10 protein-coding genes are annotated in these 11,420 nt (G+C 60.4%); all 10 read left to right on the forward strand.

All coding sequences use genetic code 11. The annotated features are described in order from the left end of the window. Positions 1–523: 523 nt before the first annotated feature. Complete coding sequence (locus EOB59_RS31380) at positions 524–1,588, forward strand: M20/M25/M40 family metallo-hydrolase (protein ID WP_128290041.1); 1,065 nt, start codon at positions 524–526, stop codon at positions 1,586–1,588. Positions 1,589–1,689: 101 nt separating this feature from the next. Further along, positions 1,690–2,658 (forward strand): manganese catalase family protein, encoded by a 969-nt coding sequence (locus EOB59_RS31385; RefSeq protein WP_128290042.1) that lies wholly within the window; start codon positions 1,690–1,692, stop codon positions 2,656–2,658. Between the two features lie 140 nt (positions 2,659–2,798). Further along, on the forward strand, positions 2,799–3,848 hold the full coding sequence (locus EOB59_RS31390) for a chemotaxis protein CheB (RefSeq protein WP_128290043.1): 1,050 nt from the start codon (positions 2,799–2,801) through the stop codon (positions 3,846–3,848). Positions 3,849–4,666: 818 nt separating this feature from the next. After that, entirely contained in the window at positions 4,667–5,689 is a 1,023-nt protein-coding gene (locus EOB59_RS31395; RefSeq protein ID WP_245486839.1) for a LacI family DNA-binding transcriptional regulator, read from the forward strand. 190 nt (positions 5,690–5,879) lie between these two features. Then, entirely contained in the window at positions 5,880–6,893 is a 1,014-nt protein-coding gene (locus EOB59_RS31400; RefSeq protein ID WP_128290045.1) for an SIS domain-containing protein, read from the forward strand. A gap of 28 nt (positions 6,894–6,921) precedes the next feature. Beyond that, a complete protein-coding gene (locus EOB59_RS31405) occupies positions 6,922–8,244 on the forward strand; it encodes an extracellular solute-binding protein (protein WP_128290046.1) in 1,323 nt (440 codons plus the stop codon). Positions 8,245–8,252: 8 nt separating this feature from the next. Beyond that, positions 8,253–9,215 carry a sugar ABC transporter permease gene (locus EOB59_RS31410; protein WP_128290047.1) on the forward strand — a complete coding sequence of 321 codons (963 nt, stop codon included), beginning with the start codon at positions 8,253–8,255 and terminating at the stop codon, positions 9,213–9,215. Beyond that, positions 9,212–10,072 (forward strand): carbohydrate ABC transporter permease, encoded by an 861-nt coding sequence (locus tag EOB59_RS31415; protein ID WP_128290048.1) that lies wholly within the window; start codon positions 9,212–9,214, stop codon positions 10,070–10,072. Before EOB59_RS31410 ends, EOB59_RS31415 begins: the two co-directional genes overlap by 4 nt. Before the next feature lie 22 nt (positions 10,073–10,094). Further along, positions 10,095–10,949: a sugar phosphate isomerase/epimerase family protein gene (locus EOB59_RS31420; protein WP_128290049.1), complete on the forward strand. Its 855-nt coding sequence runs from the start codon at positions 10,095–10,097 to the stop codon at positions 10,947–10,949. Next, a partial coding sequence (locus EOB59_RS31425; protein ID WP_245486840.1) for a PfkB family carbohydrate kinase occupies positions 10,946–11,420 on the forward strand: 475 nt, incomplete at its 3' end. The genes EOB59_RS31420 and EOB59_RS31425, both read left to right, overlap by 4 nt.

Consider the following 11,420-nt stretch of genomic DNA (forward strand, 5'->3'; position numbering starts at 1 on the left):
GAAATGGCTACCTCGAGTTCATGGTTTCCAAAAGGCGACGCTGCCGCACTTCCAAGCCGATAGTCACCCCTACATCAGCCAGGAAGTGACTTAGGTAGTCACGAATACGGGCAGCTCATTTTTCACGCAGCCCTGCCACAAGGCGTGGAAGCGCACAAAACAGTTCCCATGGAGCGCCACTCTTTCAGCTTCGAGGACATGCAGGCGCCCTCCAAGACAGGCACCTCGCTACCCGAGGGAAATTTGAACCATCTCCAACGCGCTCCAAGCGCCTGCTCCGACGAATTGTCAGGGAATACTAATTCCGGCTATCCGGAACGAACTACTCAGCTTGGGCTTTGCCTAACCGGGTTAACACCCGTGTCGCTAGCAATCGCAGTATGGTGCCGCGAACGAATGCGGCCTCGGTCGTTTGGAGTAGCTCGCCCGCGAGCGCGTAGGTGCTGCGACAACACACTGTTCGAAGGGAACGAACAGCGGATGCGAAGATTAGGCATCGATCTTCATCAATGCGGAGCCGAACATGCGCCAACAATCTCTTGCCCGCCTTGAGGCGCTCATTGCGACGCCGTCGCCCAGCGGCTTCGAACAGCCGGTGGCCAAGCTCTACCGTGAGTATGTAGGCGAGTTCGCTGACAAAGTGACTACGGACGTACTGGGCAACGTCAGCGCGGTCATCAACCCCCAGGCGCCATTCCGAATGATGTACGCTGGCCACATGGATGAGATTGGCTTCATTGTCCACTATATCGACGAAGAGGGCTTCCTGTTCTTCAACACGATTGGCGGCACAGACGTCGCTACAGAGATCGGGCAGCGTGTCTGGGTGCACGGTGCTGAGCGAATTGCGGGCGTGATTGGCCGCAAGGCGATTCAGACGTTCAAATTGTCCGATAGCAGCCAGACTCCCAGCTTGAAGGATCTGTGGATCGATATAGGCGCCACGTCGCGGGAAGACGCGGAAAAAGTCGTGAAAATTGGCAGTCCGGTCACTCTGAATGCAGGCTTCACGATGCTGCTTGGCGATCGCGCGATGGCACGTGCTTTCGACAACAAGGCCGGTCTCTTCATTGGCATGGAGATCGTGAGGCGGCTCAAAGAGGATGGCGGCCTGCATCCCGATGTGGGCGTGTATGTGTTGGGAACTGTCCAGGAAGAAATCGGCTCCAGGGGCGCGCAGACGGCTGCTTTCAATCTCGCACCGCACGCTGCACTTGCTGTGGACATGGGCGTGGCCATGGATTACCCGCTCGCCAAGCCAGAAGATCAAGGTCAGTTGGACCTCGGCAAAGGCCCCGGGATCTCGCAAGGTCCAAGCACCAACCCCGTCGTGTTCGACCTCCTCAGAGCAGCCGCTGATCGCCGAGGCATCCCGTATCAGTTACAGGCCTATGGGGACAAAAGCCCGACCGATGCCCGCCTCATGCAAACCAACCGAGGAGGTGCTGCCACCGGGCTCCTGTCCGTGCCATTGCGCTACATGCACACCCCATCCGAGGTTCTCAGCATTGCCGATGTCGAGGCGACGATCGATCTCGTATGCGCGTTTTGCCGCGAGGTGCGTCCCGACACGGATTTCACCCCATAGCGCGCCATGGCCTCGCGGATCGGCCACTGCGTCACCCAATGCAATTTGGAACAATCCTCGCTGGCGGATGTTGGGAAAGCCAACCCCCTGGAGGACTGCCAATGTTCATGCACAACAAGCGCCTGCAATACACCGTCCGCGTTTCGGAGCCTAATCCCCGCCTGGCCTGCATGATCATGGAACAGTTCGGTGGCGCCGATGGTGAGCTCGCCGCGGCGATGCGCTATTTCACGCAAGGCCTTGGAGAAGATGATCTTGGCCGTCGCGACATGTTGCTCGACATAGCAACCGAAGAACTCAGCCACCTCGAAGTGGTGGGATCGATAGTCACCATGCTCAACAAGGGGCTCAAGGCACAACTTGCCGAGGGTCAAATGAAAGAGGCGGACCTCTACCTGATGATCGGCGCCAGCGGTACGACAGCCAAGGAATCGATTCTGTTCGGCGATGCTCCCGCGCTTTGCGATTCGGCCGGCGTTCCCTGGACCGCGGCCTATGTCGACTCGCGCGGCGAACCTACGGTGGATCTGCGATCGAATATCGCGGCCGAAGCGCGCGCCAAGATCGTTTATGAACGCCTCATCAACATCACCGACGACCCGGGCATCAAGGACGCGCTCGGCTTCCTGATGACCCGCGAGATCGCTCACCAGAAGTCGTTTGAGAAAGCCCTTTACGCCATCGAAAACAATTTCCCGTCAGGCAAGCTCCCGGGCATCGAGAAGTATGCCAACCTGTACGTCAACACCTCTCAAGGCGACGGCGATGTCACTGGCCCATGGAATTCCGGCGAAGAGTGGGATCGCATCGATGACCTTGAACAGGTGATGCCTGTCGACGGCGGAGACGGCCTGGCAACTGTGAAGCTGGGCGCCAAAGACATGAAGGTGGTAGCCAAGATGGCCGAGCGTACTCTTTCCGATCCGGCTTCCGATCCGACCACAGGCGCTGATCTGGGCGCTGGCCCGGGAGCCGGCAGAACCAAGAACGCGGATTTTGGCGGCGCGGCAAGCATCCAGGAGGCCCCTGCTATGGCGGAGGCTGCAGTTAAACGCACATCTAAGCGTTAGTTCAGAGCCGAAGTCGTTTCGGGAGCAGCGACGTTCGGCGCCGGGTCTGGGAGCTGACGACGAAGGCAGGGCGTCCGACCAGCAACGAACCAGCGGGAGCGCTCGCATCGACATCTTAGTTGAATGTGGGTGAAGCACACATGGCCACCTCCGCACCACGACCAGATTCGAAGCGTGCAGAGCAGCCCGAGAGGGTCCCGCCCCACGATTGCGAGAACCGGTGCATTGTCGCAATCGGAGCCTCCGCGGGGGGCGTTGACGCGCTGAAGAGACTTGTCCGGGATATTTCTCCGGACATTCCGGCGGCCCTCCTCATCGTACAGCACGTCGGTCTCACGAGTTACCTCGGCGACATTCTCGGTCGCGCTGCCAACATGCCCGTAGCGAATGCCGCCAGCGGCACGAAGGTTAAAAACGGGCACATCTTCGTTGCACCGCCCGGAGCTCACCTGCTTTTACATGATGATCACATGCTGCTGCGGCGCGGGCCGCGGGAGAATTTGGCGCGCCCTGCCATCGATCCCCTTTTTCGATCAGTGGCCTGCAGCTTTGGCGGCAGCGTGATTGGTGTCGTGCTCACGGGCAGCCTCTCCGACGGGACGGCCGGCTTGCGCGCCATCAAAATTTGCGGAGGGGTCAGCGTGGTCCAAGATCCCGACGACGCTGCAGTACCCGATATGCCGCTGAGCGCCTTGCAGAATGTGGAAGTCGACCATTGCGTCGCCCTGTCCGAAATGGCTGGCCTGTTGCGCAGGCTTGCGTCCGAACTCGCAGGGCCGACACCAGAAATCCCGCCTGTCATCCGCCTTGAGGCTGCGATTGCTGCTCAGGAGCACAGCACAATGGAACAGACAGAACGCCAGCTTGGCATCCCCTCGACATTTGTCTGCCCCGAATGTCACGGACCGCTTTGGGAGATCGAAGACGGGCCGATTACCCGTTACCGTTGTCACACCGGACATGCATTCGGAGCGGACGTTTTGTTGCAGGCCCAGGCGGACGATGCGGAACAGGCCCTTTGGAGCCTTCTAAGAGCGCACCAGCAGCGGGCCGAGTTGGCGAAACGGACGGCGAAACGAGAAGCCGCTCGGGAAAGACATAGCTTGGCCAGCCAAATGGCTGCGCGAGCCGCGGAATACGAAGCCGACGCGAAACTTATTGAAGAGATCATCCATCGCCGAACGCCATAGCAATCGGTCCGATACCTCTACCCGGTTGGCGGACACTTGCCGGAGCCCGTTGTCCCCACCGAGACAGCAAATGTCCCTCAATGCTGGGGGCAATCAACGATTTTACTTCACATTAAGCGTCAGGCGACCGTCGCGCAGGGCGTCTGAAAGAATATTCGAACCATCTCCAACGCGCCTCAAAACGCTGATTTGTCTGGGAATTACAAAGTCCCGACGCGCTTTCGTTGTCGGGGAGCTCGCTACCCTCGGGATCAAGACGCCAGCGTCCGGCAAGGACGAGGTGCAGGAAGAAACGTGGCAACGGGTGTCTCCGCCAGCGGCAGTCCGGTTGCAATGGGCATATAGGGTTGTAAATAGTGTTTGCAATCTTACCCGCGACCACTTTTGACGTCGACAACGCTGGCTCCAAGTAATTAATAAGCTTTTTTAAACAATCTGCGATGTCCGCCTTCGGTCATACCGCTACGGTGGGAACACCTGCATGTGCAGCCTTATGAAAGAGAACAGGGGGCCGTTTGGCCTCTCTAGATGCCTTTTGCCAGTGGCTGCCGCCAATCCCTGAGTTTGTGCCACCGCCGAAGCGAGCCGACTGTTGTCGGTTTCGGGCGAGGAGAAGGCTTAGTGCGGTGAACCGATCGGCCAGAGTTCACGGATCCGGTCTTTCTTCCAAAATCGATGACAGAGACGCTTTGAGGAAAGAGCGTGCACAAGCTGTGTTGGCAGTTTGAGAATTCGCCGATATGCCGCACAACGGGAAATGCAACGCCGAGCCGGAACACGACCTGAGCAATTTCAGGGTCGCAGGAGGACAAGTAGCCGTGACGCAGAAGGGGATAACCTTGAAGGACGTTGCTGCCGCGGCCAATGTGTCGCGCGCTACGGCCGCGCGGGCGCTCAACAGCTACGGTTATGTCGGCGACGAGACCGCACTGCGGGTGCTGGAGGCGGCTGAAAGACTGGGCTATCGGGCCAATCTCGTAGCGCAGGCTCTCCGCAGCGGTCAGTTGCCGATCGTCGGCTTCGTGCCCGGCGACATCCAGAATCCGTTCTTCGCACGCATCGCGCACGACATCGAGGTGGAACTGCGCAAGCACCGCCACAACCTGCTGATCGCCAGCAGCGAAGAGAATGTCGAACAGGAAAAGGAGCTGCTTGAGAGTCTGCGCTCACTGAGCATCCGCGGCTTCATCTTGGCGCCGACCTCAGCGACTGACAGCGAGCATATCGTGCGGCTGGTGCGTGACGGCGCACCGGTCGTGCTGATCGACCGCGTCGTCAAGGAGGTGCACTGCGACAGCGTCGTCGTCGACAACGAGGGCGGCGCGGGCGAGGCCGTGGACTACCTCGTCGCCAATGGTCACAAACGGATCGGACTGTTGCGCGACGAATCCCGTATCTTTACCGCGCAGGAACGTCTTGCCGGCTACCGGAATTCTCTGCAATCGCATGGCATCGCGCTTGATGAATCGCTGATCAGCGTCTCGCGCTCGACAGTAGAACATGCCGTTGAAGCCACCATCCGCCTGTTCAGCCGCCGCAAACGTCCGACAGCGCTTTTCACGGTGGACAGCCTGATGACGCAAGGCGCTCTTCTGGGGCTGCGCTCGATGGGTCTGTCGATCCCTCATGAAGTGTCGCTGGTCGGCTTTGACGACTTCAATCTCGCCACCTTCACCGACCCGCAGATCACGGTCGTGGCGCAGCCTATCTCCGAGATCGGGCCGCTCGCCGCCAGGTTTCTGCTTGAACGGTTGGCCGGCAAGAAGATCGCGCCGCGCCAAATACGGTTCCCCACACGCCTGATCGTGCGCGGCTCGGTTGCTCAGTACAACCGGCGCTGACAGCAGCCGGAATCCTTCCATCTCAGAGAATTTCGTCGCGAGGGGCTTGCCAATAGCGAAACAGCGTGTCCATTATCCGCATGTGAGATCGATCTCACATCGGCCAGAACTGGTCGAAAACCGGTTAGACGGCCCGTTTAGGCTCGCGCCCGGGCAGGGGCCTGCCGCATCCGAGGACAAGGAAGACGACATGTTGAATTTCGATAGGGACCGCTTCGTAAGGATCCAGAGCGGGGCCGTTGCCATCGCCGGCGAAGCGCGCTCGCTCATGCGCACGCTGCTTGCGGACGGCGTCGAGAGGCTGTTTTTCATGGGCACCGGCGGCGTGCAGCTTCTCACTCTGCCTGCGATTGAACTGGCGAAGCGCTACTCCACGTTCCCGGTGAGCGCCGAATATCCGGCACAAGTGGTGCTCGATCCGCCGGCCGGCCTCGATAACAAGGCCGCGGTTGTCATTCCCTCGCTGTCAGGCACGACCAAGGAGGGCGTCGAACTCATGGCTTTCCTGAAAAAGCGTGGCGTGCGCACGATCTCGCTCACCGGCCATGCGGACACGCCGATCGCACAGGAAGCCGACCACAATTTCACGAACTTCGCCGAAGACGACACCTCATCGGAATCATTCTACCTGCAGACGCTGCTGATCGTCCTGGCACTGCTGGCCGAGCGCGGCGAATATGACAGTTTCGACGCTACTGTCGCGGAACTTCAGCTTCTTCCCGGCCTGCTCGCCGATGCGAAGGCCGCCTTCGAGGACAAAGCCGCCGAACTGGCCGAGACAATCAAGGACGAGACCTACCACATCTTTACCGGCGCCGGATCGGTGTGGCCGGAAGCCAACTATTACGCCATGTGCATCCTTGAAGAGATGCAGTGGATCCGGACCCGCCCAGTGCATGCCGCCGACTTTTTCCACGGCACGCTCGAACTGGTCGAGCCCGGCGTCAGCGTCTTCGTATTCAAGGGCGAGGATCGCCTTCGCCCACTCGCCGACCGGGTCGAGAATTTCGCAAAGCGCTATACGGACCGCGTCCGTACGCTGGATGCTGCCTCGGTCCAGCTGCCGGGCATCTCGCAAGAGGTGCGCGGCATGATCTCACCGGTACTGCTCGCCACCTTGCTCGAGCGACTGAGTGCGCATCTCGAAGTGCTGCGCAATCACCCCCTGACCACCCGTCGCTACTACAAACGCGTTGAATACTGATCCCCTCTCACCTCTGAAGGAGCTGATTATGAAACGTTCGCTGCAAGTCGTGGCGGTCACAGTGGCCGCGGTATCATCATTGGGCTTTTCGATATGCGGCAGTTCCGCCGCTTCGGCGTCGGTTGCAGCCGATCCCAACGCCAAGGTGGAGTACACCGGCACACTCTCGGTCCTGACCAAGTTTGGACTTCAGCAACTCTCGCCTTACTTCGTCCACCTGGCGCAGCAGTATGAGAAGCTCCATCCGGGCGTGAAGGTCGAGCTCATCCAGGAGAGCGACGACAGCGTGAAGGGCAAGACCAAAACCCTTGTTGCTTCGAACTCGCTGCCCGATGTCTATTTCTCCTGGACCGGCAGCTGGGGCGGTAATTTCGTGCGGGGCAATCGCGCCGTCGACCTGAGCGCGGTCATCGGTCCCGACACCGAATGGGGCAAGACGCTCTCTCCCGCGGCCGTCAAGGCGTTTCAATACAATGGCAAGTTCTATGGCATCCCGCTTTATCAGGACGCCAAGTTCATGGGTTACAACAAGCAGATGTTCGGAAAGCTCGGCCTGAAGGCGCCAGCCACTTTCGAGGAATTGCTGACCAGCTGCGACGCCATCCGTAAGTCCGGCGCGACACCGATTTCGTTCGGTAACAAGGAGGCCTGGCCGGCAATCCACTTTGCCGGCCAGTTGCTCGCCTACAATGTGCCGCAGGCAACGCTGGAACGCGACTTCGATCCGGCCACGGCTGAATATACCGATCCGGGCTATGTCGCGGCGCTCAAGCAGTTCAGCCAGCTTGTCGAGCGTTGCACTGACGGCGCTGGCGTCAACGGTACATCCTATGCCTCGGCTCTCCAGGCGTTCACCAACGCGCAGTCGGCCATGTACTATCAAGAGATCATCGAGTTCGATCAGGCCGCCACTTCGGATTCGGCGCTGAAGCCTGCCGATTTCGGCTTTTTCAGACTGCCCGTACCGGCTGGCGCCAAGGGTGACCTCAAGTCGATCGAGGGCGCGCCGGAGGGCTACATGATCAATGCGGCGTCGAAAAACATCCCGCTGGCGATCGATTTCATGAAATTTGTGACGTCGAAGGAAAACGCGCAGATCCTGTCAGCACCGCCCTATGGCCAGCCGAGCGCCACCATCGGCGGCGCCTCTGAATCCAACATGAGCGCCGCCGTGGTGGACGGCCTAAAGGACATCAACGCGGCCTCGTACCTCATGCCTTGGTTGGACACCGCCAACCCGCCGCGAGTCGCTGCCGTCTGGCTGTCCAGTTTGCAGGCGCTAGCAGGCGGCTCGATGACACCCGAGCAAGTGATGGACGAGGTGCGCAAGGCCGCATCCGCAGCCAAATAAAGCGGATCATGGCCAGGGCATCGGACATAGTAGAGAGCGGCGCCGTGGTTCACGACGCTGCCACATCGCAGAGGCCAAGAAGCCTGCGGGTGCGCTTCGGCAACCTGCTGTCGTTTCGATGGGCGGCAGCGGCACTGATCCTCATCGGCTGGTTCGTCTATTATCCGATCGTTGACAACTTTATCGTCAGCACCACCGATCAGGACATCTATACCGGCGAGGTGAGCAATGTCGGCCTCGCCAATTACGACCGGCTTCTGCACGACCCAGTCGTGCTGGTCGCGCTCTGGAACAATTGCCTCTACGCCGTCATCTCCGTCGTGTTCCAGGTCTTCGGCGCGTTCCTGCTGGCGGCGATCATCGAGGATCTTAGGAGCGAACGCTGGCGCCGTCTGTGGCGCGCCGTGTACTTCGTGCCCTCCGCCATCTCGATCACCGTGACCGGCCTGCTGTTTTACTTCATCTACCAGCCGCAAATTGGTCTGCTGGACGCGGTTCTGAGCCGCGCTGGTCTCAGCCAGTTCGTCATGCCCTGGCTCGGCAACGAGCACACCGCCATCTACGCCATCATTGCCATGAGCCAATGGCAGGGCTTCGGCTATTCGACGCTGCTGTTTGCCATCGCCATCCAGAAAATTCCGCGCGACCTCTATGATGCCGCCACAATTGACGGCGCCGGACCGCTTCGCCGCTTGTGGAGCATCACCTTTCCGCTAACCCGGGAAATGACTGGGCTGATGATCATCGTCACCATCGCCGGCGCTTTCCAGGTCTTCAACGAGGTCATGGTGATGACCGCGGGCGGGCCAAACAACAGCAGCCAGGTGCTGGGCACATGGCTCTACCAGAAGGCATTTATCGAGGACAATTTCGGCTATGGCGCGGCGATAGCGGCCGTCATTTTCGTGCTGACCATGCTCACCGGCGCGGCACAGCTCTGGTACACGAAGCGTCGCCGGGTGCAGCTATGAGTGCGGCGGTCGCAGTCGGGCGGGCCCGGCATGTCAATCTATGGTCGGTCATTGCCAGGACATCGCTCTATTCGTTCCTGGTCTGCCTCGGTGTCGTGGTCATCTATCCGCTGATCTGGATGGCGCTCAGCGGTTTCAAGGACAATGCGCAGATCTTCGGCGATCCCTTCGCCCTGCCTGCCCATTGGTCGTGGAACAATTATGTGCAGGCCTGGAACCAAGGCGTTCGCGGCTATGTGACCGTCTCCGTCCTGGTGACTGTCGCCTCCGCCATATGCACCGTGCTCATCAGCGCCTGGACGGCCTTCGGCCTGACCCGGACAAGAATGCCGGGAAAGCCGCTGGTTGTGGCGATCGTGCTGGGCGGGTTGATGCTCAGCCCGACGGTGGCGATCATTCCGCTGGTGAAGATGCTGCAGGCGCTCGGGCTCTACAACACCTACTGGGCGCTGATCATTCTCTACACGGCGTTCCGGGTGCCGTTCACCACCTTCCTCATCCGCGCCTACATGGTGGATCTGCCCAGCGATCTCGACGAGGCCGCGACGATGGACGGCGCAAGCGAAGGCCAGATATTCTGGCGCATCACCCTGCCATTGTGTCGCCCGATCATCATCTCGTGCGTCATCCTGCATGTCCTGTTCGCCTGGAATGAGTATCTGTTCGCCATGATCTTCACGAGTGGCAGCGACGTGCAGACGCTGCCGGTCGGCCTCACGTCGATCATGGCAACGCACGGGACCAACTATGCCGTGGTCTTCGCCGCCATGACGATTTCCGCCTTGCCCATTGTGATCGTGTTCTTTGCCGCGCAGCGCTACTTCATCCGTGGCCTGTCCGAAGGCATCGGCAAGTAATCATTCCGCGAAAGGACCCTTCATGCCGCAGCTTGCGTCCCACCAGCTGATCGGAGCCAATTTTAGCTTCCAGCACTTTCCGTTCGAAAGGGTCGCCAAACTGATCCGCGACTTCGGGATGAACGAGATCGAATTATGGGGCATTGCCCAGCACCTCGACCTCTTCCACGCTACCGACGCGCGCATCGATTCTGTCCGCCGGACGCTCGCCGACAACGGCCTGTCTGCTTGGTGCTTCACTCCTGAGCAGGTGCTGTATCCGATCAACATCGCCTCGGGCGACGCGGATCTGCGCCGCGACAGCATCAAGCGGTTCTGCCATGCCGCTGATATCTGCGCAGCGCTGGGCGCACGCTATCTGTTCCTGACCCCCGGTCGGGGCTACGAGGACGAAGCCACAAATTCGGCATGGGATCGATCGGTGGAGGCACTTGGCTCGATCGCCGCACATGCCGCCCAAGTCGGTCTGCGCTGCCTGCTCGAGCCCATGCAGCGCTTCGAGAGCAACATCGTCAACGACGCGGCAGGTCTGCGCCGAATGCTGGACGCGTTGCGCGCAGACAACATCGACATCGTCCTGGATTGCGTTGCCATGGCCACCGCAGGCGACACCGTGGCCAGGTATGTCGATCTGTTCGGCTCACGGCTGGCACACGTCCATCTTGTCGACGGCACACCAGGCGGACATCTGGTGTGGGGCGACGGGACGCTGCCGCTCGGCGACTATGTGAGCGAACTGGCGCTCCTCGGCTATGCGGGAAAGCTCACCTTCGAGCCCTTTGGCAACGGCTCCTACGCACTGGATCCGGTGAGGGCCTGGACACGCTGCCTCAGCGCTATCGAGCCTTATCTGAATCGCGCAACGGTGCCAGCATGAATGCGCCGAAGCTGGTCGCGGTCGGCGACAATTGTCTTGACGCCTACCTTACCAACGGTCTGCTCACGGTCGGCGGCAATGCGCTCAACGTGGCCGCGCAATGGCGACGCAATGGCTGGGCGGCACGGTATTTCGGCGCCGTCGGCGAGGATCCAGAGGGCGAGGTGGTGCTTTCCGGGCTTGCCGGCGTTGGCCTGTCGCCGGATGATGTCGAACGCCGCCCTGGTGACACCGCCGTCACCTTGCTTCGCGACGAATCCGGCGACCGGAAGTTTCTCCACGAATCCTTCGGAGTTGGTGAAAACTACATGCCGACGCCGGAGCACTATACGGTTGCCGCCGCCGCTGATTGGGTGCATCTCGGCACCAACGCCAACAAGGACCTCGTTCGCCGATTGGTCGCGGATGATATCCCGTTCAGCATCGACGTCTCAACGGCGCACCTGGCGCTGCCGCTCGACGGCGTGCCTC

It is taken from the genome of Mesorhizobium sp. M7A.F.Ca.MR.176.00.0.0 (assembly GCF_004023165.1).
GTDB lineage: Bacteria > Pseudomonadota > Alphaproteobacteria > Rhizobiales > Rhizobiaceae > Mesorhizobium.

Coding starts and splice junctions, on each gene's coding strand:
- EOB59_RS31380 (WP_128290041.1), top strand. CDS start 524: ATGCGCCAACAATCTCTTGCCCGCCTTGAGGCGCTCATTGCGACGCCG.
- EOB59_RS31420 (WP_128290049.1), top strand. CDS start 10,095: ATGCCGCAGCTTGCGTCCCACCAGCTGATCGGAGCCAATTTTAGCTTC.
- EOB59_RS31405 (WP_128290046.1), top strand. CDS start 6,922: ATGAAACGTTCGCTGCAAGTCGTGGCGGTCACAGTGGCCGCGGTATCA.
- EOB59_RS31415 (WP_128290048.1), top strand. CDS start 9,212: ATGAGTGCGGCGGTCGCAGTCGGGCGGGCCCGGCATGTCAATCTATGG.
- EOB59_RS31410 (WP_128290047.1), top strand. CDS start 8,253: ATGGCCAGGGCATCGGACATAGTAGAGAGCGGCGCCGTGGTTCACGAC.
- EOB59_RS31400 (WP_128290045.1), top strand. CDS start 5,880: ATGTTGAATTTCGATAGGGACCGCTTCGTAAGGATCCAGAGCGGGGCC.
- EOB59_RS31390 (WP_128290043.1), top strand. CDS start 2,799: ATGGCCACCTCCGCACCACGACCAGATTCGAAGCGTGCAGAGCAGCCC.
- EOB59_RS31385 (WP_128290042.1), top strand. CDS start 1,690: ATGTTCATGCACAACAAGCGCCTGCAATACACCGTCCGCGTTTCGGAG.